This window comes from Pseudomonas sp. FW305-28, from assembly GCF_017351395.1.
Lineage (GTDB): Bacteria > Pseudomonadota > Gammaproteobacteria > Pseudomonadales > Pseudomonadaceae > Aquipseudomonas > Aquipseudomonas fluorescens_AA.
Window position 1 is genome coordinate 1 of the sequence record NZ_JACNDD010000076.1, and the last position, 25,473, is coordinate 25,473.

A 25,473-nucleotide genomic window follows, 5' to 3' on the forward strand; every position below is an offset into this window, starting at 1 on the left:
TCGGCGCCAAAGCCCGACCCATCAGGCGCCAGGGCCTCAGTCCCGACGAAAGGTACGACGGCGTCACAAACCGGGTGACTCATCGATGAAACACCTCTGCACAGCCAATAAATACTGGGGGTGTCAGGGAACCAGATAGGGGTTTTCTCTTCTAAGGATCAGGTTGGCACCCTGCCACCTCCCTTCCGTTCCAGGAGTTACACCATGTCGCTGCGATCTATCGCTCTGCTGTTTATGTGCGTCGTGTTGACCGCATGCAGCAAGGTCAACCAGGAAAACTATTCGAAACTGTCGGCTGGCATGCCCAAGGCCGAAGTCGAAACGTTGCTGGGGAAACCGACCGATTGTTCAGGCGCACTCGGCATGTCCAGCTGCACCTGGGGCGACCAGAAAAGCTTTATCAGCGTGCAATACGCCGGTGACAAAGTGTTGATGTTTTCCGGCCAAGGCCTGAAGTAAACCGAGGCCAGAGGCCTGCGGGAGAAAAATAATGATGCGGTTAGTTTTTGTGCTTTTGGCTGGCCTGGTATTGGCCGGCTGTGCCACTTCTGGCGAAGATCCGTTGGCGCCCAAGACGGTCAACAGCGTCAACCTCAAGCGTTACCAAGGGACCTGGTATGAGTTGGCCCGTCTGCCCATGTATTTCCAGCGCAATTGCGCGCAATCGGAAGCTCACTACATCCTCAAGCCAGACGGCAACGTGGGTGTGCTCAATCGCTGCCTGACCTCGGACTGGCAGTGGGAGGAGGCCAGGGGCACGGCCACGCCGCAGGTGCCGGGCAAGACCGACAAGCTCTGGGTCGAGTTCGACAACTGGTTTTCACGGATCGTGCCGGGCGTGGCGAAAGGGCAATACTGGGTGCTGTACGTCAGCGATGACTACAAGACCGCCATCGTCGGCGACCCGAGCCGCCGCTACATGTGGCTGCTGTCCCGCACACCGACCGTCAATAGCGTCGTGCGCGAGGAACTGCTGAGCAAGGCGCGCCAGCAGGGCTATGACACGACACGACTGATCTGGCGCGCGTCGGATCGGCAGATGGCCAAGACTTCGAATTGATCGGCTCCTGAGAACCCATGTGGGAGCGAGCTTGCTCGCGATGACGGACTTCCAGCCAACCTCAGTGTTGAATGTGAAGGCCTCATCGCGAGCAAGCTCGCTCCCACATTTTTTATCCGCGTCAGTCTAGAAGTTCGCGCAGTACCTGGGTGAACGCCCGAGCGCTTTCCTCTTCGCCGGCATGACGCCCATCACGCACAACCCACCGTCCACCGACCATCACATCCCGCACCTGACGATCGCCGCCGGCAAACAACCAGCGATTGAGAATCCCGTCGCCATTGGCCGTGGCCAGGTACGGGTCGTTGCCATCGAGCACCAGCCAGTCGGCGCGCTTGCCGATGTCGAGGGCGCCGACCGGTTGCCCCAGGGCCTGGGCGCCGCCTTCCAATGCCGCGTCGAACAAGGTGCGGCCGACCATCGGCTGATCCGCCCGATACAAGCGGTTGCGCCGTTGGTCACGCAGGCGCTGGCCATATTCCAGCCAGCGCAATTCTTCGACCACGCTCAAGGACACATGGCTGTCGGAGCCGATACCCAGGCGCCCGCCCTGGGTGAGGAAATCCACGGCCGGGAAAATCCCGTCCCCCAGGTTGGCTTCGGTGGTCAGGCACAGGCCGGCAATCGCCCGGCTCTTGGCCATGAGGCTGACTTCCTGGGCGTTGGCGTGGGTGGCATGAACCAGGCACCAGCGCTGGTCGACTTCGGTGTTTTCGTACAGCCATTGCAGCGGGCGGGCGCCGCTCCAGCTCAGGCAGTCATCGACCTCCTTCTGCTGCTCGGCGATGTGGATGTGCACCGGGCAATCACGGTCGCTGGCGGCCAGCACGTCCTGGATCTGCCCGGGTGTCACGGCGCGCAGCGAGTGGAAGCACAAGCCCAGGGCCTGGGCCGGTTGCCCGGCCAGGATCGGTTGCAAGCGTGACTGAAGCTTCAAGTAGTTTTCGGTGCTGTTGATGAACCGGCGCTGCCCGTCATTGGGCGCCTGGCCGCCAAAACCGGAATGGCTGTAGAGCACCGGCAGCAGGGTCAGGCCGATGCCGGCGGCGCTGGCGGCGTGGCTGATGCGCAGGGCCAGCTCCGCCGGGTCGGCGTAGGGTGCGCCGTCGGTGTCATGGTGCACGTAATGGAATTCGGCGACCGAGGTGTAGCCGGCCTTGAGCATTTCGATGTACAGCTGGCGGGCGATGATGCCGAGTTGATCCGGGCTGATTTTTCCGACGAGGCGGTACATCAAGTCGCGCCAGGTCCAGAAACTGTCGTTGGGATTGCCCGCCACTTCCGCCAGCCCGGCCATCGCCCGTTGAAAGGCATGGGAGTGCAGGTTCGGCATGCCCGGCAACAGCGGACCGCCCAGCCGTTCGGCGCCGTCTGCGTGGGAACCGGCCTGGATATGGGTCAGGACGCCCTTGGCATCGACCTCAAGACGTACATCATGGGCCCATCCACTAGGCAGCAGCGCGCGTTCGGCAAAGAAGGCGGACATGGTTCAACCTCATCGTGCGTAATTTGTATATACATATACAGACGTTTGCCTGGCCGGTAAACTCCGGCAAGCTAGCAACCTTATTCGCAGAACAGGGAACCGCCGTGCCGACTCCGCCTGCCAAACCGCCGCTGGCCGCACACATGGGTGACAGTCCGGCGCCCTTGTACGCCCGCGTCAAACAGATGATCACCCAGCAGATCGACAGTGGAAACTGGCCGCCGCATTACCGCGTGCCGTCGGAAAGCGAGCTGGTCAGCCAATTGGGCTTCAGTCGCATGACCATCAACCGTGCCCTGCGGGAAATGACCGCCGATGGCCTGTTGGTGCGCATGCAGGGGGTCGGCACGTTCGTGGCCGAGCCCAAGAGCCAATCCGCGTTGTTCGAAGTGCATAACATCGCCGACGAAATCGCCTCCCGTGGTCATCGCCACACCTGCAAGGTGATCACGCTGGAGGAAGAGGCGGCCGGTTCCGAGCGAGCCCTGGCCCTGGACATGCGTGAAGGCCAGAAGGTGTTCCATTCGCTGATCGTGCATTTCGAGAACGACATCCCTGTGCAAATCGAGGACCGTTTCGTCAACGCACTGGTGGCGCCGGACTACCTCAAGCAGGACTTCACCTTGCAGACGCCCTACGCCTACCTGAACCAGGTCGCGCCGCTGACCGAGGGTGAGCATGTGGTCGAGGCGATTCTGGCCGAGCCGAGCGAGTGCAAACTGCTGCAGATCGAGCGAGGCGAACCCTGCCTGTTGATCCGCCGCCGCACCTGGTCCGGGCGCCAGCCGGTGACCGCCGCGCGCCTGATCCATCCGGGTTCCCGTCACAGTCTGGAAGGGCGCTTTCATAAATGAGCCAGTTGAAGGTTTTACGCGCAGCAGATTACCCCCGCATGCCGTGGAAAAACGGCGGTGGCAGCACCGAGGAAATCACTCGCGATGCCGGCACTGGCCTGGAAGGTTTCGGCTGGCGTCTGTCGATTGCCGATATCGGTGAGTCGGGTGGTTTTTCCACGTTTGCCGGTTACGAGCGGATCATCAGCGTCTTGCAGGGAGACGGTATGACGCTGAACGTCGATGGCCAGGCCACGGGGCCTTTGCGCCCGCTGGACCCCTTTGCCTTCAGCGGCGAGAGCCATGTGCATTGCACCTTGCTGGGCGGCCCCATTCGGGATTTCAACCTGATCTATGCGCCGCAGCGTTACCGCGCGCGATTGCAGTGGGTGGGGGGGCAGCAGCGATTCTTCAGCGAAGCGGAGACGTTGCTGGTGTTCAGCGCGGCCCCGGGATTGACCATCAAGATTGGCGAGTCCGCCGTTATCCTGGGCCTCTACGACTGCTTGCAATTGAGCGGTAACACCGGGCTGCTGGACATCACCAGCCACGGCCAATGCTGTGTGATCGAGCTGACGGCCCGCTGATTTCAGCTTCTTGAGTACCCTGTGGGAGCAAGGCTTGCCCGCGACGCAGGCGACTCGATTTTCTGGCAGGCCACATTGCCTTCGTCGCGGGCAAGCCTTGCTCCCACAGATAAATCCCCTCGCCACAAAGTGTCTACCTGCTGTTTCTTCTGCGCACCAACTTGTTACCGAATGCCCCAGCGTGGCGCAGAACCGCGCTTTCGTAACCTGCCTGTGTTCTTCATAAATCCCTCCTCCAGAAATTTCATCTGGCTCTCAAACCGCTCAATCACGGGGCTTTCAGCCAATCCTCACGTCATCCTGCAAACGTGTCCTCGACAAGTTGGCCGCTTGATTGCATATGCTTGTACATACAAGTAAAGACGTATGCGTATGAGTCACCGATCTTCTACGCAACGTTCGCTAAATCGCTGCCCACTGCCCGGGCTGGTCTGGATTGATCGCTGAGGAGTTTTTGCTGTGACCGACGCTACCCGCAAACCCGAAAAATACCGTGACGTTGAAATCCGCGCCCCTCGCGGTAACACGCTGACCGCCAAGAGCTGGCTGACTGAAGCGCCGCTGCGCATGTTGATGAACAACCTCGACCCGGAAGTGGCCGAGAACCCCAAGGAACTGGTGGTCTACGGTGGCATCGGCCGCGCGGCGCGCAATTGGGAGTGCTACGACAAGATCGTCGAAAGCCTGACCAACCTGAATGACGACGAAACCCTGCTGGTGCAATCCGGCAAGCCGGTGGGCGTGTTCAAGACCCACAGCAACGCCCCTCGTGTACTGATCGCCAACTCCAACCTGGTGCCGCACTGGGCCAGTTGGGAACACTTCAACGAACTCGACGCCAAGGGCCTGGCCATGTACGGCCAGATGACCGCCGGCAGCTGGATCTACATCGGCAGCCAGGGCATCGTCCAAGGCACTTATGAAACCTTCGTCGAGGCCGGTCGCCAGCACTACGACTCCAACCTCAAGGGCCGTTGGGTCCTGACCGCCGGCCTGGGTGGCATGGGCGGCGCGCAACCCCTGGCCGCGACCCTGGCCGGTGCGTGCTCGCTGAACATCGAGTGCCAGCAGGTCAGTATCGATTTCCGCCTGAAAACCCGTTACGTCGACGAGCAAGCCAAAGACCTCGACGACGCCCTGGCGCGCATCGAGAAATACACTGCCGAAGGCAAGGCGATTTCCATCGCACTGTGTGGGAACGCTGCCGAAATCCTGCCGGAAATGGTCCGTCGTGGTGTGCGCCCGGACATGGTCACCGACCAGACCAGCGCCCACGATCCCCTCAACGGTTACCTGCCGGCCGGTTGGACCTGGGACGAATACCGTGCCCGCGCCAAGACCGAGCCCGCAGCCGTGGTGAAGGCCGCCAAGCAATCGATGGCTGTCCACGTCAAAGCCATGCTCGCCTTCCAGAAAATGGGCGTGCCGACCTTCGACTACGGCAACAACATCCGCCAGATGGCCCAGGAAGAGGGCGTCGAAAATGCCTTCGACTTCCCTGGTTTCGTCCCGGCGTATATCCGTCCGTTGTTCTGCCGTGGTATCGGCCCGTTCCGTTGGGCTGCGCTGTCCGGTGACCCCCAGGACATCTACAAGACCGACGCCAAGGTCAAGGAACTGATCCCCGACGACGCCCACCTGCACAACTGGCTGGACATGGCCCGCGAGCGCATCAGCTTCCAGGGCTTGCCGGCACGTATCTGCTGGGTCGGCCTGGGTCAGCGCGCCAAGTTGGGCCTGGCTTTCAACGAGATGGTGCGCAGCGGTGAATTGTCGGCGCCGATCGTCATCGGTCGCGACCACCTGGACTCCGGTTCCGTGGCCAGCCCGAACCGTGAAACCGAATCCATGCAGGATGGCTCCGACGCCGTTTCCGACTGGCCGCTGCTCAATGCCTTGCTCAACACCGCCAGCGGCGCGACCTGGGTGTCGTTGCACCACGGTGGTGGCGTCGGCATGGGCTTCTCCCAGCATTCGGGCATGGTGATCGTCTGCGACGGTACCGACGAAGCGGCCGAGCGCATTGCTCGCGTACTGCACAACGACCCGGGTACCGGGGTGATGCGCCATGCCGATGCCGGTTACCAGATCGCCATCGATTGCGCCAAGGAACAGGGGCTGAACTTGCCGATGATCACCGGCAAATAACCCCGGCCCTTGTGGGAGCGAGCTTGCTCGCGATGAGGGCGTGTCAGTCAACAGCATTGTCTGCTGATACACCGCTATCGCGAGCAAGCTCGCTCCCACAGGGAAGCAGTGGCGCAAATGAATTCCAGAACAATCCACAGAGGTTGAACCATGGCTGTCACCCGCACACGCGCAAGCAGCAAGCCGTTGATCGAGAAGCGCTCGATCGACTACATCCCGGAAGCGGAGAGACACGGTCGGCTGTTGAGCCAGTTCACCCTCTGGATGGGGGCCAACCTGCAAATCACGGCCATTGTCACCGGTGCATTGGCGGTGGTGCTGGGCGGTGATGTGTTCTGGTCGTTGATCGGTTTGCTGATCGGCCAAGTGCTCGGCGGTGGCGTCATGGCCTTGCATGCCGCGCAAGGGCCCAAGCTTGGCCTGCCGCAGATGATCTCCAGCCGGGTGCAGTTCGGTGTGTATGGCGCGGCCATCCCGATCGTGCTGGTGTGTCTGATGTACCTGGGTTTCACCGCGACGGGCACCGTGCTTTCCGGCCAGGCGCTGGGGCAGTTGTTCAGTGTCAGCGACAGTGCGGGCATCCTGATCTTCGCCAGTGTCATCGTGCTGGTGACAGTGCTGGGTTATCGGGTGATCCATTTCATCGGCCGGGTTGCCAGCATCATTGGTGTGATTGCCTTCGTTTACCTGTTCGCTCGCCTGATCAGCCAGACGGACGTTGGCGCACTCCTGCAAATCCGCCATTTCAGCTGGAGCAGTTTCCTGCTGGCGGTGTCGCTCGCGGCCTCCTGGCAGATCGCCTTCGGCCCCTACGTGGCTGACTATTCGCGTTACCTGCCGAGCAAGACGTCCTCGGTGAAAACCTTTTTCGCCGCAGGCGCCGGTTCGGTCATCGGCGCACAGGTGGCGATGATCCTCGGCGTATTTGCCGCCGCCTCGGCCAACGGGCAATTCGCCGGTCACGAAGTGGCCTACATCGTTGGCCTGGGGGGCACCGGCGCCACCGCTGCGCTGCTGTACTTCAGCATCGCGTTCGGCAAGGTCACCATCTCCACGCTGAACTCCTACGGCAGCTTCATGTGCATTGCCACCATCATCAGCGGTTTCCGGGGGCATCTGAACGTCACGCGCGTGCAGCGTCTGGTCTTCGTGCTGTTCATTGTCGGCGCCGCGACCCTGATCGCGCTGCTCGGCCAGCACTCGTTCCTCGGTGCGTTCAAGTCTTTCATCCTGTTCTTGCTGGCGTTCTTTACGCCTTGGAGCGCGATCAACCTGGTGGACTACTACTGCATCACCCGCGAGCGCTATGACGTGCCGGCACTGGCCGACCCGAACGGCCGCTACGGTCGGTGGAACGCCTTGGGTATCAGCGTCTATGTCTTCGGTGTACTGGTTCAATTGCCCTTCATCGCCACCAAGTTCTATACCGGTCCGCTGGTGGGAGCCATGGGCGGTGTGGATATCTCCTGGATCATCGGTCTGGTGGTCCCGGCGGCGCTGTATTACGTCCTCGCCAAGAAGTGGCACAGCGCAGTACCCGATCAATTGATCCTGCCGCTCGAGCAGGACGCGGTTGACGCACAACCGAGCAGGGCGGGCCGCATTCAAGCGGTCTGATGGACGTTGACAGGGCTGGATGCCTCTTGACTGCCGTAAGCCAATCCAACTGATTAGGAGCGTCACATAATGAAGTCGAACAAGACCCTGCTGACCACATTGCTTTCCATGGGCCTGCTGGCCAGCGCCGGCGCCACGCAAGCGGCGGGTTGGTGCGAGTCGGGTAAACCGGTGAAGTTTGCCGGCCTGAACTGGGAAAGCGGCATGCTGCTGACTGACGTCCTGCAAGTGGTGCTGGAAAAAGGCTACGACTGCAAGACCGACAGCCTGCCGGGCAACTCCATCACCATGGAAAACGCCCTGAGCAGCAACGACATCCAGGTGTTCGCCGAAGAGTGGGTCGGCCGCAGCGAGGTGTGGAACAAGGCCGAGAAGGCCGGCAAGGTGGTCGGCGTCGGTGCCCCGGTGGTGGGCGCCATCGAAGGCTGGTATGTGCCGCGCTACGTGGTTGAAGGCGACGCCAAGCGCAAGCTCGAAGCCAAGGCCCCGGGCCTGAAGAACATTGCCGACCTGGGCCAGTATGCCGCCGTGTTCAAGGACCCGGAAGAACCGTCCAAGGGCCGCTTCTATAACTGCCCGGCCGGTTGGACCTGTGAGCTGGACAACAGCGAAATGTTGAAAAGCTACGGCTTGGAAAAAACCTACACCAACTTCCGTCCAGGCACCGGCCCGGCGCTGGATGCGGCGGTGCTGTCGAGCTACAAGCGTGGCGAGCCGATCCTGTTCTACTACTGGTCGCCAACGCCGCTGATGGGCCAGGTGGACCTGGTGAAACTGGAAGAAAAACCGGGTGTGGATAAAAGCGTGAGCATCAAGGTCGGCCTGTCCAAGACGTTCCACGACGAAGCCCCGGAACTGGTGGCGGTGCTGGAAAAGGTCAACCTGCCGATCGATATCCTGAACCAGAACCTTGGGCGCATGGCCAAAGAGCGGATCGAGTCGCCGAAACTGGCGAAGATCTTCCTGAAGGAACATCCTGAAGTCTGGCACGCCTGGGTTAGTGAAGACGCTGCCAAGAAAATCGACGCGGCTCTGTAGGTCGAATCCTTCCCGGCCAACCGTGGGGCTGGCCGGGACGTTCACCGCATCCACTTGATCGAGAGTCTCTTATGTTTCCCGAAAGCTTTACCTTCTCCATCGCCGATTGGGTCAACGGTTGGGTCGACTCCCTGGTGACCAACTATGGCGATGTGTTCCGGCACATCTCCGACACCCTGCTGTGGGCCATCGTCAATCTGGAAGGCCTGTTGCGCATGGCGCCCTGGTGGCTGATGCTGGCCATTGTCGGTGGCATTGCCTGGCACGCCACCCGCAAGGTCGTGGCCACGGCAGTCATCGTCGGCCTGTTGTTCCTGGTGGGTGCGGTAGGCCTGTGGGACAAACTGATGCAGACCCTCGCCCTGATGCTGGTGGCGACGCTGATCTCGGTGTTGATCGGCATTCCCCTGGGCATTCTTTCGGCGCGCAGCAACCGCCTGCGTTCGGTGTTGATGCCGTTGCTGGACATCATGCAGACCATGCCGAGCTTCGTGTACCTGATTCCGGTGTTGATGTTGTTCGGCCTGGGCAAGGTCCCGGCGATTTTCGCCACGGTGATCTACGCCGCGCCGCCATTGATCCGTCTGACCGACCTGGGCATCCGCCAGGTGGACGGCGAAGTGATGGAAGCCATCAACGCCTTCGGCGCCAACCGCTGGCAACAGCTGTTCGGCGTGCAACTGCCCCTGGCCCTGCCGAGCATCATGGCCGGGATCAACCAGACCACCATGATGGCCCTGTCGATGGTGGTCATCGCCTCGATGATCGGTGCCCGTGGCCTGGGCGAAGATGTGCTGGTGGGCATCCAGACCCTCAACGTCGGGCGCGGCCTGGAAGCGGGGCTGGCCATCGTGATTCTCGCCGTGGTCATCGACCGCATTACCCAGGCCTATGGTCGTCCTCGGCATGAGGTGAGCAAATGAGCAACGCAGCCATCAGCAAGATCGAAGTCAAGAACGTCTTCAAGATTTTCGGCAATCGCTCCAAGGAAGCCCTGGAGCTGATCCGCCAGAACAAGACCAAGGACCAGGTGCTGGCCGAAACCGGCTGCGTGGTCGGGGTCAACGACCTATCGCTGAGCATCGGCACCGGTGAGATCTTCGTGATCATGGGCCTGTCCGGCTCCGGCAAGTCCACCCTGGTGCGCCACTTCAACCGGCTGATCGATCCTACGAGTGGCGCGATCCTGGTGGACGGCGAAGACATCCTGCAACTGGACATGGACGCCCTGCGCGAATTTCGCCGGCACAAGATCAGCATGGTGTTCCAGAGCTTCGGCCTGCTGCCCCACAAGAGCGTGCTGGACAACGTCGCCTATGGCTTGAAAGTGCGCGGCGAGAGCAAGCAGGTGTGCGCCGAGCGGGCGCTGCACTGGATCAACACCGTGGGCCTGAAAGGCTACGAGAACAAATACCCGCACCAGCTCTCCGGCGGCATGCGCCAGCGTGTGGGCCTGGCCCGGGCCTTGGCGGCGGACACCGATATCATCCTGATGGACGAAGCCTTCAGCGCCCTCGACCCGCTGATCCGTGCGGAAATGCAGGACCAGTTGCTGGAGCTGCAGAAGACCCTGCACAAGACCATCGTCTTCATCACCCACGACCTCGACGAGGCCGTGCGCATCGGCAACCGCATCGCGATCCTCAAGGACGGCAAGCTGATCCAGGTCGGCACGCCCCGGGAGATCCTGCATTCGCCGGCGGATGAGTATGTCGATCGGTTTGTGCAGCGCAGGGCTGCGGTGGTTTGAAGGGTTTGTGGTGGCAGGGCTGGCCCCATCGCGAGCAAGCTCGCTCCCACAAGGGGACCTCTTTTGCTCACACATTTTGTGCCCAAAAGGAAATCCCTGTGGGAGCGAGCTTGCTCGCGATAGGGCCGGCAAAGCTGCATCAATATTCAAGTTGCACAGACGAGGTTGAGGATGTCCCAGGCTGAAAAAATCGTAATCACCGGCGCTCCGTTGCGCTGGCAGGACGTCGTCGCCGTCGCCCGCTTCGGTGCCGAGCTTGAGCTGTCGACCCAGACCTGGGCGCGGATCGACAATGCCCAGGCCATCGTCCAGCGCATTGTCGAAAGCGGCGAGCGCGCCTACGGCGTCAATACCGGCCTGGGGGCCTTGTGCAATGTCTCGCTCAAGGACGAACAACTCAGCCAACTGTCGCGCAACACCCTGCTCAGCCATGCCTGTGGCGTCGGCGCGCCGCTGACGGATGAACAGACCCGGGCGATCCTCTGCGCCGCCATCCTCAACTACAGCCAGGGCAAGTCCGGCATCCATCGCCGGGTGGTGGAGGCGTTGTTGGCACTGCTCAATCACGGCATCACACCGCAAGTGCCGTCCCAGGGTTCGGTGGGTTACCTGACCCACATGGCCCATATCGGCATCGCGCTGCTGGGGGTTGGTCAGGTCAGCTATCGCGGACAAATAGTCCCGGCGCAACAGGCCTTGGCCGCCGAGGGTTTGCAACCGGTGCAACTGGGGGCCAAGGACGGTCTGTGCCTGGTCAACGGCACGCCGTGCATGACCGGCCTCAGTTGCCTGGCCCTGGCCGATGCGACGCGGCTGGTGCAATGGGCCGACGTGATCGGCGCCATGAGCTTCGAGGCCCAGCGCGGCCAGATTGCCGCGTTCGATGCCGAGATCATCGCCCTCAAGCCGCACCCGGGCATGCAGCAGGTCGGGGTCAACTTGCGTGCCTTGCTCGACGGCAGCGAGGTCATCGCCGCGAGCCTGGGCATTCGCACCCAAGATGCCCTGAGCATCCGCTCGATCCCTCAGGTGCACGGCGCGGCTCGTGATCAGTTGGCCCACGCCCGGCAACAGATCGAAACCGAACTCAATGCGGTCACCGATAACCCGCTGTTGCTGGGTACGCCGGAAAACTTCCGGGTCATGTCCCAGGCCAACCCCCACGGTCAGTCGGTGGCCTTGGCGGCGGACCTGCTGGCGATTGCCATGGCCGAAATCGGCTCCATCGCCGAGCGTCGCCTCGACCGCTTGATCAACCCCCACGTCAGCGGCCTGCCAGCCTTCCTGGTGGCCAATCCCGGCGTGAACTCGGGGATGATGATCGTGCAATACGTCGCCGCGTCGCTGTGCGCGGAGAACAAGCAACTGGCGCAACCGGCGGTGCTGGACAATTTCGTCACCTCCGGTTTGCAGGAAGACCACCTGAGCATGGGCACCAACGCCGCCCTGAAGCTGCACCGGGCGCTGGAAAACTGCACGCAGATCCTCGCCATCGAGTACCTGCTGGCGGCCCAGGCCTTTGAGTTTCTCAAGGCCCAGCGTTTCGGCGCCGGCACCGACATCGCCTGGAAACTGCTGCGCGAGCGCGTGCCGCCCTACGACCAGGATCGCTGGCTGGCGCCGGACATCGCCAGTGCCGCCGGCCTGCTCAAAGACCCAAACGTGCTGCACAACGTATTACCGAATTTGAATTGATCAAAAAAGCGCCAGCGTGCCAAGGCACCTCTTGCCCACAAGGCATCGCCCAAAAAGCGAAGGTGACGGATAACGGAACATTCCGGAGCGACTGGCGGGTGAAAACAAAACTCTCAAAAGGAGCAATACATGACTGCCTTAAACCTGATTCCCGGCCAATTGAGCCTGGCTCAATTGCGTGACATCTATCAGCACCCGGTGACCTTGAGCCTGGATGCCAGTGCCTCGGCGCAGATCGAGGCCAGCGTCGCCTGCGTGGAACAGATCCTCGCCGAGAACCGCACCGCCTACGGCATCAACACCGGTTTCGGCCTGCTGGCCTCGACCCGCATCGCCAGCGAGGACCTGGAAAACCTGCAGCGCTCCCTGGTGCTGTCCCATGCCGCCGGCGTGGGCGAGCCGATCAGCGATGCGCTGGTGCGGTTGGTCATGGTGCTCAAGGTCAACAGCCTGAGCCGGGGCTTTTCCGGCATCCGTCGGCAGGTGATCGATGCGCTGATTGCGCTGGTCAATGCCGAGGTCTACCCGCACATTCCGCTCAAGGGGTCGGTCGGTGCGTCCGGTGACCTGGCGCCGCTGGCCCACATGTCCCTGGTGCTGCTGGGTGAAGGCAAGGCCCGCTACAAGGGCGAATGGCTGCCGGCCGTCGAGGCGCTGAAAGTCGCCGGTCTCGCGCCGCTGACCCTGGCCGCCAAGGAAGGCCTGGCGCTGCTCAACGGCACCCAGGTCTCCACTGCGTTTGCCCTGCGTGGCCTGTTCGAAGGTGAAGACCTGTTCGCCGCGGCCCTGTCCCTGGGCAGCCTGACGGTGGAAGCGGTGCTCGGTTCGCGCTCGCCGTTCGACGCGCGGATCCATGCCGCTCGCGGCCAGAAAGGCCAGATCGATGCCGCCGCCGCTTACCGCGATCTGCTGGGCGAGCGCAGCGAAGTCTCCGATTCGCACCAGAACTGCGACAAGGTCCAGGACCCGTACTCCCTGCGTTGCCAGCCGCAAGTGATGGGCGCGTGCCTGACCCAGTTCCGCCAGGCCGCTGAAGTGCTGGTGATCGAAGCCAACGCGGTGTCGGATAACCCGCTGGTGTTCGCCGCCGAGGGTGACGTGATTTCCGGCGGCAACTTCCACGCCGAACCGGTGGCGATGGCCGCCGACAACATGGCCTTGGCGATTGCCGAAATCGGCTCCCTGAGCGAGCGCCGGATTTCGTTGATGATGGACAAGCACATGTCGCAGTTGCCGCCGTTCCTGGTGGCCAATGGCGGGGTGAACTCCGGCTTCATGATCGCCCAGGTCACCGCGGCGGCCCTGGCCAGTGAAAACAAGGCGCTGTCCCATCCCCATTCGGTGGACAGCCTGCCGACCTCGGCCAACCAGGAAGACCACGTCTCCATGGCCCCGGCCGCCGGCAAGCGCCTGTGGGAAATGGCCGAGAACACCCGTGGAATTCTGGCGGTGGAATGGCTCGCGGCCTGCCAGGGGCTGGACCTGCGCGGCGGTTTGAAGACCTCTTCCAAACTGGAGCGGGCCCGTGGTCTGTTGCGTGCAGAAGTGCCGTTTTATGAGAAGGACCGCTTCTTTGCGCCGGATATCAATGCGGCCAGTGAGTTGCTGGCGAGTCGGTGCCTGAACGAATTGGTCACGGCGCAGTTGTTGCCGAGCCTGTAAGGGCCTCATCGCGAGCGAGCTCGCTCCCACAGGGGTTTTGAGTGCATCAGAAATCCTTGTGGGAGCGAGCTCGCTCGCGATTCGATTTTGAACGCGACGAGGAAACCGGGATGAAAACCCTCTGGCAAAACTGCCACGCCGCCACCATGGCCCAGGGCGTCTACTCGATCATCGAAGACGCCGCCATCGTCACCCAGGGCGAGCACATTCACTGGATCGGCCCGCGTGCCGAATTGCCGATGGGGGACTACCCGGCGGTCAACGACCTCAAGGGCGCCTGGGTCACGCCGGGGTTGATCGACTGCCACACCCACACGGTATTTGGCGGCAACCGCAGCGGTGAGTTCGAACAGCGCCTGCAAGGCGTCAGCTACGCCGAAATCGCGGCGGCCGGCGGTGGCATCGCCAGTACCGTGCGCGCCACCCGCGCCGCCAGTGAAGACGAATTGTTCGCCAGCGCCGCCAAACGCCTGAAAGGCCTGATGCACGACGGCGTGACCACGGTGGAGATCAAGTCCGGCTACGGCCTGGACCTGGCCAGCGAACGCAAGATCCTTCGCGTCATTCGCCGTCTTGGCGCCGAGTTACCGGTCAGCGTACGCAGTACCTGCCTGGCAGCCCACGCCTTGCCACCGGAGTACAAGGATCGCGCCGATGACTACATCGAACACATCTGCACCGAGATGCTGCCAGCCCTGGCGGCCGAGGGGCTGGTGGATGCGGTGGATGCCTTTTGCGAATACCTGGCGTTTTCCCCGGCGCAGGTCGAGCGAGTGTTTATCACCGCGCGACAACTGGGACTGCCGGTGAAGTTGCACGCCGAACAATTGTCGTCTCTGCACGGTTCCAGCCTGGCGGCGCGTTACCAGGCGCTGTCGGCCGATCACCTGGAATTCATGACCGAGGACGACGCCAAGGCCATGGCCGCTTCCGGCACCGTGGCGGTGTTGCTACCGGGGGCGTTTTATTTCCTGCGGGAAACCCAACTGCTGCCCATGGATGCCCTGCGCAAGCATGGGGTGAAAATCGCCGTGGCCAGCGACCTCAACCCCGGCACTTCGCCGGCGCTGTCGCTGCGCTTGATGTTGAACATGGCCTGCACCTGTTTCCGGATGACCCCGGAAGAAGCCCTGGCAGGGGCGACGATTCATGCGGCCCAGGCCTTGGGCATGGCGCAAACCCACGGTTCGCTGGAAGTCGGCAAGGTCGCGGATTTTGTCGCCTGGCACATCGACCGCCCGGCCGACCTGGCGTACTGGCTCGGTGGCGATCTGGAAAAACGCGTCGTGCGTCACGGCGTGGAAATCGATTGAGGAGATTGGTTGTGGAGAAGGTCCTGAATTTCAAGCAAGGGCGCGTGCCGCTGTTGGTCAGCATGCCCCACGCCGGCCTGCGCCTGACCCCGGCGGTGAAGGCCGGGTTGATTCCCGAAGCCCAGAGCCTGCCGGACACCGACTGGCACATTCCCCAGCTCTATGAGTTCGCCAATGAGTTGGGCGCCAGCACCCTGGCCGCCGAATATTCACGGTTCGTCGTCGACCTGAATCGCCCCTCCGATGACAAGCCGATGTACGTCGGCGCCACCACCGGTTTGTACCCGGCGACGCTGTTCGATGGCGTGCCGTTGTTTCGCGAAGGGCTGGAACCGTCGGCCGAGGAACGGGCGACGTATCTGCAGCAGGTCTGGATGCCGTACCACCAAGCACTGCGGCAGGAACTGGCGCGGCTCAAGGCCGAGTTCGGCTACGCCTTGCTGTTCGACGCCCACTCGATCCGTTCGGTGATCCCGCACCTGTTCGACGGCAAGCTGCCGGACTTCAACCTCGGCACTTTCAACGGTGCCAGTTGCGACCCGACCCTGGCCAGCCAGCTCGAAGCCATCTGCGCCCGCCACGGCCAGTTCACCCATGTGCTCAACGGGCGTTTCAAGGGCGGACACATCACGCGGCACTACGGCAACCCGGCCGAAGACATCCACGCCGTGCAGCTGGAACTGTGCCAGAGCACTTACATGGAAGAATTCGAACCGTTCAACTACCGCCCGGATCTGGCGGCGCCGACCCAGGTGGTGCTCAGGGAGTTGCTGGAAGGTTTCCTGGCGTGGGGGCAGAAGACCTACAAACATTAATCCCTGGCAAGGCAGCTTTGGTGGCGAGGGAGCTTGCTCCCGCTCGAGTGCGTAGCGCTCGTGAAATCTGGGGGCCGCTGCGCAGCCCAGCGGGAGCAAGCTCCCTCGCCACAAAAGCATTCATGCCTGCCTACCTGTCGCCACCGTGCAAAACCGAGTCGCCACAGTTCATCTTGACCCCCTCGACGCTGCGTAATGTTCCGGTCACGGTGCGCCAAGACACCGCCCTACAATAATCCGCTGCCGCACGAGACCCTCGCGATGAAAAGACTGTTCAAACGCTGTCTGTCGTTCCTCTGCGGTACCGTTCTACTCAGCACCGGGGCGATGGCCGCCGAGCCTGCGTCCTGCCAGACCGTACGCATGGGCGTGGTCAACTGGACCGATGTGATCGCCACCAGCGGCATGGCCGATGTGCTGCTCACCGGTCTGGGCTACGACAGCAAGCAGACCAGCGCCGTGCAACAGATCATCTTCGCCGGCATCCGCGACAAGCGGCTCGACATCTTCCTGGGGTATTGGAAGCCGGCGATGGACAAGAACATCGCGCCGTTCCTGGCGGCCAACCAGGTGAAGGTACTGGACAAGCCAAGCCTGGCCGACGCCCAGGCTACATTGGCCGTACCGGATTACGTGGCGGCGGCGGGGCTCAAGACCTTTGCCGACATCGCCCGGTTCAAGGATCAGCTTGGCGGCAAGATCTACGGCATCGAGCCGGGCAGCGGTGCCAACACCACCATCAAGACCATGATCGAGACCAACCACTTCGGCCTCAAGGATTTCAAGCTGATCGAGTCCGGTGAAGCAGGCATGCTGGCGGCGGTGCAGCGGGCGGTGAACCGCAAGGAGTTCGTGGTCTTCGTCGGCTGGACCCCGCACCCGATGAACATCAACATGAACATCACGTACCTGACCGGCAGCGAGGACGTCTATGGTCCGAACGAAGGCGCCGCGACCGTCTCCATCGTGACCGCGCCGGACTACGCCCAGCGTTGCCCGAATGTGAGCCGGCTGTTGGAAAACCTCACCTTCAGCGCCGCCCAGGAAAGCCAGTTGATGGTGCCGATCATGGAGCGCAAGACACCCCAGGACGTCGCCCGGCAATGGCTGCGCGAGCATCCTGAGGATCTTCAGCGCTGGCTGGCGGGTGTCACGAGTTTCGATGGCAAGGATGGCGTGGCGGCGGTGCAGGCCAGTCTCAAGAACTGAGGCGATTTTCCGGGCACTGATAACCCCTGTGGCGAGGGAGCTTGCTCCCGCTTGAGTGCGCAGCGCTCACAAGATTCTTGGGGCGGCTGCGCCACCCAGCGGGAGCAAGCTCCCTCGCCACAAAAGCCTCGGAGCCACACCACGGCAAACCACGATGACCTACCCACTCTCCCAGGCAATGTCAGCCTTCATCGACAAAACCCAGAGCTTCACCAGCCCGGACGACAGCCTCGCCGGTTCGCGCCAGGCCTACAGCCAGATGTGCCGGGCGTTCACTCCACCTTGCCCGCCGACGCTGGCCATCGAGGATTTCGAACTGGCCGGCGTGGCGGTGCGGGCCTATTACCCGCAACGTGCGGCACCGCTCGCCGGCTGGCCATGCGTGCTTTACCTGCACGGTGGCGGTTGGGTCGTGGGGGATCTGGATTCCCATGACTTCATCTGCATGGAGCTGGCCGCTGAGCTGGGCGCGTGGGTGGTGGCGGTGGATTACCGGCTGGCCCCGGAGCATCCGTTTCCGGCCGGCTTCGAAGATTGCCTCGCGGTGTGGCGCCACTTGGCGGACGCCCCCTTTGCCATCGACCCCCGTCGCCGGCTGGTGGTCGGTGACAGTGCCGGCGGCAATCTCGCCGCCGCGTTATGCCTGGCCTTGCGCGATGCCGGGCAACCGTTGCCCCGGGCCCAGGTCTTGATTTATCCGGCGCTCGGTGGCCCTGCGGATCTGCCGTCGCGTCACGAGTGCTTCGATGCCCCGCTCCTGAGCCGTCGCGATCTGGAGCGCTATGAGGCGCTGTACCTGGGTGGCGCTCGTCCTTCGCCTTATGCCATGCCGTTACTCGCCGACAACCTGGACGGTTTGCCGCCAGCGCTGGTTGCCGTCGCGCAATGGGATCCACTGCGCGACGACGGCGTCCTTTATTGCGAGCGGCTGAACGCCGCAGGGGGAGACGCCGTGCTGTATGTCGGCAATGGGCTGGTCCACGGTTGCCTGCGTGGCCGGGGCCAGGTGCCGGAGGTCGATCAGATGTATCGCACGCTGCTGGCGTACCTGGCTGACATGCTTTGACTGCGCAGGGGACATGCTCATTAAGGTCATTCGGGTTTATGATGCCGGACGGCAGACTAAATAGAAGTCCCTACAGGGATGACTCGACCCCTTACGGAGCGCGCAATGCAGACTTTGTACCCGCAGATCAAACCCCATGCCCGGCACGATCTGGCTGTCGATGACACCCACACGCTCTATGTCGATGAAAGCGGTTCCCCAGAAGGCCTGCCAGTGGTGTTCATTCACGGCGGCCCGGGTGCCGGCTGCGATGCGCAGAGCCGTCGCTACTTCGATCCGAACCTGTACCGCATCGTCACCTTCGACCAGCGCGGTTGCGGTCGATCCACCCCCCACGCCAGCCTGGAAAACAACACCACCTGGGATCTGGTCGAAGACCTGGAGCGTATCCGCAAGCACCTGGGTATCGAGAAATGGGTGCTGTTCGGTGGTTCCTGGGGCTCGACCCTGGCCCTGGCCTACGCCCAGACCCATCCAGAGCGGGTGCATGGCCTGATCTTGCGTGGGATCTTTCTCTGCCGTCCGCAGGAAATCGAGTGGTTTTATCAGGCGGGTGCCAGTCGCCTGTTTCCCGACTACTGGCAGGACTACATCGCACCGATCCCGTTGGACGAGCGCGACGACCTGCTCAGCGCTTTCCACAAGCGCCTGACCGGCAACGACCAGATCGCCCAGATGCACGCGGCCAAGGCCTGGTCCACCTGGGAAGGTCGTACCGCCACCCTGCGTCCGAACCCGCTGGTGGTCGATCGCTTCTCCGAGCCGCAGCGGGCGCTGTCGATCGCCCGGATCGAATGCCACTACTTCACCAACAACGCTTTCCTCGAGCCCAACCAGTTGATTCGCGACATGGGCAAGATCGCCCATTTGCCAGGCGTCATCGTGCACGGCCGCTACGATGTGATCTGCCCGTTGGACAATGCCTGGGAACTGCATCAGAACTGGCCCAACAGTGAATTGCAGGTGATCCGCGACGCCGGCCACGCCGCCTCGGAGCCGGGGATTACCGACGCGTTGGTACGCGCCGCCGCGCAAATGGCCCGGCGCCTGCTCGACTTGCCGCCCGAAGAAGCATGAAGGGGCTGTTGCAACGGGTGCGCGGCGCCCGGGTCGAGGTGGCGGGCGAGATCGTCGGGGCTGTGGACCAGGGCTTGCTGGTGCTGGTGGCCGTCGAGCCCGGGGATACCCGGGCCAATGCCGACAAACTCCTGCACAAGCTGCTTAACTATCGAGTGTTCAGTGATACCGAGGGCAAGATGAACCTGTCCTTGGCGGATGTCGGTGGTGGATTGCTGCTGGTGTCGCAATTCACCCTGGCGGCGGACACCAAGAGCGGTCTGCGCCCGAGTTTTTCCACGGCTGCGCCTCCGGCCCTGGGCGAAGAATTGTTCAACTATTTGCTGAGTCAGGCGAAACAGGTGCATGGCACTGTGGCATCAGGTAGATTCGGCGCCGACATGCAGGTTCATCTGGTCAATGATGGCCCGGTAACCTTCCTGTTACAGTCCTGAAAGCGTTAGAAACATCTTTTCGGTTCTGTTTCGAGGTAAAACGGTGAGTTTTCTCGATAAATACTTTGCTACCCCTGATGCGTTGTCACGCGGGCTACTAGATAATCGCGCGCTACGGGGGATCAGCGTTCGCTGGTCCATTTGACTTAGGTAGAGAGTTGTCCTGGACCGTTTGGGGAATCATTTTGCCCCGTCGGAGTCGGAACAATGCTCGCCAACTTGGCAAGAGTGGTCAGCAGGAGCGGTTTTTCAGCACCGTTACCGTGCAGATACTTTATCTGGCCGTTGGTTTTTTGATCAGTTTTCGGCGAGGGTTGCTCGTGATTGTTAGTCCCTGTAATGCACCAAAAATGACGGCCAAACGGTTGAGAAGCGCCCTGGTAACGGGCTCGGCCCTGTTGTGCCTGCTCGGCGCGGGCCAACTGTGGGCATTCAGCCTGGATGATGTATCGGCGAAGGCACAAGAATTGGCCGGGCAGAAGTTCGAAGCCCCGCGCAGCAATTTGCCGAACGAATTCCGCGAAATGAAATTCGCCGATTATCAGAAAATTCGTTTCCGCACCGAAAAAGCAGAATGGGCCGACCAGAAGACCCCGTTCCGGCTGTCCTTCTATCACCAGGGCATGCATTTCGACACGCCGGTGAAGATCAACGAAATCACCGCGACCACCGTCGACGAGATCAAGTACGACCCGACACGTTTCGATTTCGGCGACGTGAAGTTCGATCCCAAGGCCACCGAACAGCTGGGCTACGCCGGTTTCCGCGTGTTGTACCCGATCAACAAGGCCGACAAGCAAGACGAAATCATGACCATGCTGGGCGCGAGTTATTTCCGCGTCATCGGCAAGGGCCAAGTCTATGGCTTGTCCGCTCGTGGCATGGCCATCGACACTGCGCTGCCATCCGGTGAAGAGTTCCCGCGCTTTCGCGAATTCTGGATCCAGCGTCCGAAACCGACCGACAAGCACCTGGTGATCTTCGCCCTGCTGGATTCGCCACGGGCCACTGGCGCCTATCGCCTGACCGTGCGTCCGGGCACCGACACCGTTGTCGACGTGAAATCACGGGTGTTCCTGCGTGATCGTGTCAACAAGCTGGGTATCGCCCCGTTGACCAGCATGTTCCTGTTCGGCGCCAACCAGCCGTCCAAGGTGCTGAACTACCGTCGTGAACTCCACGATTCCAGTGGCCTGTCCATCCATGCCGGCAACGGCGAGTGGATCTGGCGTCCGCTGAACAACCCGAAACACCTGGCCGTGAGCAACTTCTCGGTAGAAAACCCGCGTGGTTTCGGCCTGCTGCAGCGTGGTCGTGACTTCAGCCACTACGAAGACCTGGACGACCGTTACGAAAAACGTCCAAGCGCCTGGATCGAACCGAAAGGCGATTGGGGCAAAGGGACTGTCGATCTGGTGGAAATCCCGACCGCCGACGAAACCAACGACAACATCGTTGCGTTCTGGAGCCCGGAAAAACTGCCTGAGCCAGGCCAGCCACTGGACTTCGCCTACCGTCTGCACTGGACCCTCGACGAAGCCAACCTGCACTCGCCAGACAGCGCCTGGGTCAAGCAGACCCTGCGTTCGACCGGTGACGTGAAGCAGTCCAACCTGATCCGTCAACCGGACGGCAGCGTGGCCTACCTGGTGGATTTCGAAGGGCCGTCCCTGCAAGCGCTGCCTGAAGAGGCCGAGGTGCGCAGCCAGGTGAGCGTTGGCGACAACGCCGAGATCGTCGAGAACAGCGTGCGCTACAACCCTGAAACCAAGGGCTGGCGCCTGACGCTGCGCATGAAGATCAAGGACCCGAGCAAAGCGACCGAGATGCGTGCCGCATTGGTCAGGCCGCTTGTTCCTGTCGAGCTGCCAGCCACCGCGCATTCCGTGACCACGCTGGCCAAGGCCGACAAGGTCGCCAAGCAGCAGAGCGAAAAAGAGCAAGCCAACGAGCAGGCCGGCGAGCAGAAAGAGGCCAAGGCCGTCAAGTCGTCCACCGCTGCCGCCGAGCCGACCCCAACCCCACAGGAACCGGAGCAGACTGAACAAGTCCTGACCGAGACCTGGAGCTACCAGTTGCCTGCCGATGAGTAATACGTCCGTACAACCAGAATCTCTCAGTGAGTATCTGGCCCATTTGCCGATGACCGACGAGCAGCGCGCCGAGCTGGCGGGCTGCACGTCATTCAGCGAATTGCACAAGCGCCTGGCTTCTTCGACATTCGACGCACCCAACGAGGCGGCGCAAGCCTCGGTGGGCCGTCGCCTGACGCTAAGCACTGCCGAGGAACTCGAGGACGCCGAAATGCTGGCCCTCGATGCCAACGGCCGGGTGTGCTTGAAGGCGACGCCGCCGATTCGCCGGACCAAGGTCGTGCCGGAACCGTGGCGCACCAATATTCTGGTGCGCGGCTGGCGGCGCCTGACCGGGCGTACCAACCCGCCGAAGCCGCCCAAGGATGAGCGCGTGCTGCCCCATGCACGCTGGCGTACCGTGGGTTCGATCCGCCGTTACATCCTGCTGATCCTGATGCTCGGCCAGACCATCGTTGCCGGTTGGTACATGAAAGGCATCATGCCGTACCAGGGCTGGTCGCTGGTGGATCTGGACGAAGTCTTGCACCAACCGCTGCTGCAGACGGCCACGCAAGTGCTGCCGTATGCGTTGCAGACCAGCATCCTGATTCTGTTCGGGATCCTGTTCTGCTGGGTGTCGGCGGGTTTCTGGACCGCGCTGATGGGCTTTCTCGAATTGCTCACCGGCCATGACAAATACCGCATCTCCGGCGCCAGCGCCGGCAACGAGCCCATTCCCAAGGACGCCCGCACTGCGCTGGTGATGCCGATCTGCAACGAAGACGTGCCGCGGGTATTCGCCGGTTTGCGCGCGACCTTCGAGTCGGTGGCCGCCACCGGTGACCTGGATCGCTTCGACTTCTTCGTGCTCAGCGACAGTAACGAGACCGATATTTGCGTGGCCGAACAGCAGGCCTGGCTGGATGTCTGCCGTGAAGCCGGGGGCTTCGGCAAGATCTTCTACCGCCGTCGTCGCCGTCGTGTGAAACGCAAGAGCGGTAACCTCGACGACTTCTGCCGTCGTTGGGGCAGTGACTACAAGTACATGGTCGTGCTCGACGCGGACTCGGTGATGAGCGGCGAATGCCTGACCAGCCTGGTGCGCCTGATGGAAGCCACGCCGGACGCCGGCATCATCCAGACCGCGCCGCGGGCCTCGGGCATGGACACGCTGTATGCGCGCATGCAGCAGTTCGCCACGCGGGTGTACGGTCCGTTGTTCACCGCCGGTTTGCACTTCTGGCAGTTGGGCGAATCCCACTACTGGGGCCACAACGCGATCATCCGCATGAAACCGTTCATCGAGCACTGCGCCCTGGCGCCGTTGCCCGGTAAAGGCGCGTTCGCCGGTGCCATCCTGTCCCACGATTTCGTCGAAGCCGCGCTGATGCGCCGTGCCGGCTGGGGCGTGTGGATTGCCTATGACCTGCCGGGCAGCTACGAAGAGCTGCCACCGAACCTGCTGGACGAACTCAAGCGTGACCGTCGCTGGTGCCACGGCAACCTGATGAACTTCCGGCTGTTCCTGGTCAAGGGCATGCACCCGGTGCACCGTGCAGTGTTCCTGACCGGTGTGATGTCCTACCTGTCGGCGCCGCTGTGGTTCTTCTTCCTGGTGCTGTCCACCGCGCTGCTGGCGGTGAACACATTGATGGAGCCGCAGTACTTCCTCGAGCCACGCCAGCTTTATCCGTTGTGGCCACAATGGCACCCGGAAAAAGCTATCGCGCTGTTCTCGACGACCATCGTGCTGCTGTTCCTGCCCAAGTTGTTGAGTATCGTGCTGATCTGGGCCAAGGGCGCGAAGGCGTTCGGTGGCAAGTTCAAGGTGACGTTGTCCATGCTGCTGGAGATGCTGTTCTCCATGCTGCTGGCGCCGGTGCGAATGATCTTCCACACCCGTTTCGTGCTCGCCGCGTTCCTGGGCTGGGCCGCGACCTGGAACTCGCCGCAACGTGACGACGACTCCACGCCATGGAGCGAAGCGGTCAAGCGCCACGGCCCGCAGACTTTGCTGGGCTTCTTCTGGGCCTTGCTGGTGATCTGGCTGAACCCGAGCTTCCTCTGGTGGCTGGTGCCGATCGTGGGTTCGCTGATGCTGTCGATCCCGGTGTCGGTGATCTCCAGCCGCGTGGGCCTGGGCTTGAAGTCCCGTGATGAAAGCCTGTTCCTGATTCCTGAGGAATACGCACCGCCGCAGGAGCTGCTGTCGACGGACCAGTACACCCATGAGAACCGTTGGCATGCACTGAACGACGGTTTCATCCGGGCGGTGGTCGATCCACAACAGAACGCCTTGGCGTATGCGCTGGCGACCTCCCGTCACGGCAAGGCCGAGCCGATCGAATGGCTGCGTGTCGAACGCGTTCGTCACGCCCTGAAGGTCGGTCCTGCCGGTCTCAGCAATGCCGAGCGACTGGCCCTGCTGAGCGATCCGGTGGCCTTGTCTCGCCTGCACGAGCAGGTCTGGAGCGAGGCGCATCCCGAGTGGCTGGCGGCATGGCGTGAGTCGGTCAAGGCCGACCCTCATGCACCGCTGCTACCGCTACAGCCGGTGAGCGTGCAGCCTCAAGTGGCCTGATACGCAAAAAGCCCCGCTTCTGAAAGGAAGCGGGGCTTTTTGTTGGGCGCTGTTTCAGTAGGTGAACACCGCTCGTGGTGAGGTCAGGGTTGTGTGTTGACGTTGTCCAGTGCCCGATTTGCCAGCAAGCCACTCAGTTCGATCAGTTGCTGGATGCCAAGGGCAACATGGCGTCGTGAGCCTTCAGACATCGCTGCTAAACGAAAAGGGTGGCGACTGTGCGCGGGTTAGCAGACCAGGAATCAAGGAACCCGGCGCACCGAAGTGCCCCACGCACAGCCGCCATAAAGCGGACCTGCGTGCCTTGATATTGTGCCGAGCTGCTAAACCCGATCGCTGAACTGACAGCGACCTGCAAACGTTAGAGCCCAGGGCCAAGGCGCACAAGCCGGCGGATTCTGGCGTAGTTGTAGGCAATGGTGCAAGGCTCTGTAGCCTTGGGCTGACGGGGTTGTGGGTACAGATGTTTTTGTGTGTATATCCGTTATTTAGGTAACGGCAGCTTATGGTTCCGCCCTTACGGCGGGTCACTTTCGAAAAGCGCGAAAGTAACCAAAGCGCTTCTGCCCCACCACTCGGTGCCTCGCTTAGGCTCGGCATGCCCTCACTCCGGCATTGCTCCGTGGGCCCGCCGCGAAGGGCCATCCATGGCCCAGCGCGGCTATCCCGGCATCCATGCCGGGATGCCCACTCCACAATGCCTGCGTTCGGCCAGCGTGGTTAACGGGGCGCCGAGATCAACGTCCACCGCGAGGCGGCCTTATAGCCGACCTGGCTCTCTCGGTCATACACCCGTCAGATCTGTGAGAGCAAAGCTTGCTCGCGAGGCGGCCTGATAGCCGACCTGGTTCTCACGGTCCTACTCCGGTCAGATCTGTGGGAGCAAAGCTTGCTCGCGAGGCGGCCTGATAGCCGACCTAGCTCTCCCAGTCGTACTCCGGTCAGATCTGTGGGAGCAAAGCTTGCTCGCGAGGCGGCCTGATAGCCGACCTGGCTCTCCCAGTCGTACTCCGATTCAATTGTGGGA

20 protein-coding genes and 1 pseudogene are annotated in these 25,473 nt (G+C 62.2%); 19 read left to right on the plus strand and 2 right to left on the minus strand.

Translation table 11 applies throughout. The annotated features are described in order from the left end of the window. The first annotated feature begins 204 nt into the window (after window positions 1-204). Window positions 205-459: a hypothetical protein gene (locus tag J4E53_RS18165; RefSeq protein WP_003186715.1), complete on the plus strand. Its 255-nt coding sequence runs from the start codon at window positions 205-207 to the stop codon at window positions 457-459. 31 nt (window positions 460-490) lie between these two features. After that, window positions 491-1,060, plus strand: a complete 570-nt coding sequence (locus tag J4E53_RS18170) for a lipocalin family protein (protein WP_060739593.1) — start codon at window positions 491-493, stop codon at window positions 1,058-1,060. A gap of 121 nt (window positions 1,061-1,181) precedes the next feature. Here the strand turns inward: J4E53_RS18170 and J4E53_RS18175 are convergent, their stop codons facing one another. Then, the gene (locus tag J4E53_RS18175; protein WP_103310035.1) at window positions 1,182-2,546 is read right to left on the minus strand and encodes a formimidoylglutamate deiminase; all 1,365 of its coding nucleotides are present in this window, start codon (window positions 2,544-2,546) and stop codon (window positions 1,182-1,184) included. A gap of 143 nt (window positions 2,547-2,689) precedes the next feature. Between J4E53_RS18175 and hutC the strand changes: the two genes are divergently transcribed. The 17 genes from hutC (at window position 2,690) to mdoH (ending at window position 24,446) form a co-directional block, all read left to right on the plus strand. Further along, window positions 2,690-3,400: a histidine utilization repressor gene (gene hutC / locus J4E53_RS18180; RefSeq protein ID WP_170842365.1), complete on the plus strand. Its 711-nt coding sequence runs from the start codon at window positions 2,690-2,692 to the stop codon at window positions 3,398-3,400. Next, window positions 3,397-3,966, plus strand: coding sequence for a HutD family protein (locus J4E53_RS18185; RefSeq protein ID WP_103310037.1), 570 nt, complete (start codon window positions 3,397-3,399; stop codon window positions 3,964-3,966). Before hutC ends, J4E53_RS18185 begins: the two co-directional genes overlap by 4 nt. A 459-nt stretch (window positions 3,967-4,425) precedes the next feature. Beyond that, a complete protein-coding gene (gene hutU, locus J4E53_RS18190) occupies window positions 4,426-6,114 on the plus strand; it encodes a urocanate hydratase (protein ID WP_039592729.1) in 1,689 nt (562 codons plus the stop codon). A gap of 150 nt (window positions 6,115-6,264) precedes the next feature. After that, a complete protein-coding gene (locus J4E53_RS18195) occupies window positions 6,265-7,731 on the plus strand; it encodes a cytosine permease (RefSeq protein ID WP_103310039.1) in 1,467 nt (488 codons plus the stop codon). A 69-nt stretch (window positions 7,732-7,800) separates the two neighbouring features. Beyond that, window positions 7,801-8,769 (plus strand): ABC transporter substrate-binding protein, encoded by a 969-nt coding sequence (locus J4E53_RS18200; RefSeq protein ID WP_014336129.1) that lies wholly within the window; start codon window positions 7,801-7,803, stop codon window positions 8,767-8,769. Window positions 8,770-8,840: 71 nt separating this feature from the next. Further along, entirely contained in the window at window positions 8,841-9,692 is an 852-nt protein-coding gene (locus tag J4E53_RS18205) for a proline/glycine betaine ABC transporter permease (protein ID WP_003196893.1), read from the plus strand. Then, window positions 9,689-10,519, plus strand: coding sequence for a glycine betaine/L-proline ABC transporter ATP-binding protein (locus J4E53_RS18210; protein ID WP_050586211.1), 831 nt, complete (start codon window positions 9,689-9,691; stop codon window positions 10,517-10,519). The genes J4E53_RS18205 and J4E53_RS18210 overlap by 4 nt, the downstream gene beginning before the upstream one ends. A gap of 171 nt (window positions 10,520-10,690) precedes the next feature. Continuing rightward, complete coding sequence (gene hutH / locus J4E53_RS18215; protein ID WP_103310040.1) at window positions 10,691-12,214, plus strand: histidine ammonia-lyase; 1,524 nt, start codon at window positions 10,691-10,693, stop codon at window positions 12,212-12,214. Window positions 12,215-12,343: 129 nt separating this feature from the next. Further along, entirely contained in the window at window positions 12,344-13,876 is a 1,533-nt protein-coding gene (gene hutH, locus J4E53_RS18220; protein WP_060739586.1) for a histidine ammonia-lyase, read from the plus strand. 110 nt (window positions 13,877-13,986) lie between these two features. After that, window positions 13,987-15,189 carry an imidazolonepropionase gene (hutI, locus tag J4E53_RS18225; protein WP_103310042.1) on the plus strand — a complete coding sequence of 401 codons (1,203 nt, stop codon included), beginning with the start codon at window positions 13,987-13,989 and terminating at the stop codon, window positions 15,187-15,189. 11 nt (window positions 15,190-15,200) lie between these two features. Then, complete coding sequence (hutG, locus tag J4E53_RS18230; protein WP_060739584.1) at window positions 15,201-16,004, plus strand: N-formylglutamate deformylase; 804 nt, start codon at window positions 15,201-15,203, stop codon at window positions 16,002-16,004. Window positions 16,005-16,265: 261 nt separating this feature from the next. Beyond that, entirely contained in the window at window positions 16,266-17,213 is a 948-nt protein-coding gene (locus J4E53_RS18235) for a choline ABC transporter substrate-binding protein (RefSeq protein ID WP_103310044.1), read from the plus strand. Between the two features lie 154 nt (window positions 17,214-17,367). Next, entirely contained in the window at window positions 17,368-18,279 is a 912-nt protein-coding gene (locus tag J4E53_RS18240; RefSeq protein WP_256587212.1) for an alpha/beta hydrolase, read from the plus strand. Window positions 18,280-18,384: 105 nt separating this feature from the next. Next, a complete protein-coding gene (pip, locus tag J4E53_RS18245) occupies window positions 18,385-19,356 on the plus strand; it encodes a prolyl aminopeptidase (RefSeq protein WP_003196909.1) in 972 nt (323 codons plus the stop codon). Continuing rightward, window positions 19,353-19,790: a D-aminoacyl-tRNA deacylase gene (dtd, locus tag J4E53_RS18250; protein ID WP_060739582.1), complete on the plus strand. Its 438-nt coding sequence runs from the start codon at window positions 19,353-19,355 to the stop codon at window positions 19,788-19,790. The genes pip and dtd overlap by 4 nt, the downstream gene beginning before the upstream one ends. A 320-nt stretch (window positions 19,791-20,110) precedes the next feature. Beyond that, window positions 20,111-21,883: a glucan biosynthesis protein G gene (locus tag J4E53_RS18255; protein WP_060743089.1), complete on the plus strand. Its 1,773-nt coding sequence runs from the start codon at window positions 20,111-20,113 to the stop codon at window positions 21,881-21,883. Next, window positions 21,876-24,446, plus strand: coding sequence for a glucans biosynthesis glucosyltransferase MdoH (mdoH, locus tag J4E53_RS18260; protein ID WP_060739581.1), 2,571 nt, complete (start codon window positions 21,876-21,878; stop codon window positions 24,444-24,446). Before J4E53_RS18255 ends, mdoH begins: the two co-directional genes overlap by 8 nt. Before the next feature lie 83 nt (window positions 24,447-24,529). Here mdoH and J4E53_RS31130 read toward each other — a convergent pair. Then, window positions 24,530-24,646 (minus strand): annotated as a pseudogene (locus J4E53_RS31130) (DUF6124 family protein); the annotation flags it as partial. Window positions 24,647-25,473: the final 827 nt, after the last annotated feature.

Excerpts from the sequence above, each read along its gene's own strand:
- J4E53_RS18165 (WP_003186715.1), top strand. The coding sequence starts at position 205 with ATGTCGCTGCGATCTATCGCTCTGCTGTTTATGTGCGTCGTGTTGACC.
- J4E53_RS18170 (WP_060739593.1), top strand. The coding sequence starts at position 491 with ATGATGCGGTTAGTTTTTGTGCTTTTGGCTGGCCTGGTATTGGCCGGC.
- J4E53_RS18175 (WP_103310035.1), bottom strand. The coding sequence starts at position 2,546 with ATGTCCGCCTTCTTTGCCGAACGCGCGCTGCTGCCTAGTGGATGGGCC.
- hutC (WP_170842365.1), top strand. The coding sequence starts at position 2,690 with ATGGGTGACAGTCCGGCGCCCTTGTACGCCCGCGTCAAACAGATGATC.
- J4E53_RS18185 (WP_103310037.1), top strand. The coding sequence starts at position 3,397 with ATGAGCCAGTTGAAGGTTTTACGCGCAGCAGATTACCCCCGCATGCCG.
- J4E53_RS18195 (WP_103310039.1), top strand. The coding sequence starts at position 6,265 with ATGGCTGTCACCCGCACACGCGCAAGCAGCAAGCCGTTGATCGAGAAG.
- J4E53_RS18200 (WP_014336129.1), top strand. The coding sequence starts at position 7,801 with ATGAAGTCGAACAAGACCCTGCTGACCACATTGCTTTCCATGGGCCTG.
- J4E53_RS18205 (WP_003196893.1), top strand. The coding sequence starts at position 8,841 with ATGTTTCCCGAAAGCTTTACCTTCTCCATCGCCGATTGGGTCAACGGT.
- J4E53_RS18210 (WP_050586211.1), top strand. The coding sequence starts at position 9,689 with ATGAGCAACGCAGCCATCAGCAAGATCGAAGTCAAGAACGTCTTCAAG.
- hutH (WP_103310040.1), top strand. The coding sequence starts at position 10,691 with ATGTCCCAGGCTGAAAAAATCGTAATCACCGGCGCTCCGTTGCGCTGG.
- hutH (WP_060739586.1), top strand. The coding sequence starts at position 12,344 with ATGACTGCCTTAAACCTGATTCCCGGCCAATTGAGCCTGGCTCAATTG.
- hutI (WP_103310042.1), top strand. The coding sequence starts at position 13,987 with ATGAAAACCCTCTGGCAAAACTGCCACGCCGCCACCATGGCCCAGGGC.
- J4E53_RS18235 (WP_103310044.1), top strand. The coding sequence starts at position 16,266 with ATGAAAAGACTGTTCAAACGCTGTCTGTCGTTCCTCTGCGGTACCGTT.
- J4E53_RS18240 (WP_256587212.1), top strand. The coding sequence starts at position 17,368 with ATGACCTACCCACTCTCCCAGGCAATGTCAGCCTTCATCGACAAAACC.
- pip (WP_003196909.1), top strand. The coding sequence starts at position 18,385 with ATGCAGACTTTGTACCCGCAGATCAAACCCCATGCCCGGCACGATCTG.
- dtd (WP_060739582.1), top strand. The coding sequence starts at position 19,353 with ATGAAGGGGCTGTTGCAACGGGTGCGCGGCGCCCGGGTCGAGGTGGCG.
- mdoH (WP_060739581.1), top strand. The coding sequence starts at position 21,876 with ATGAGTAATACGTCCGTACAACCAGAATCTCTCAGTGAGTATCTGGCC.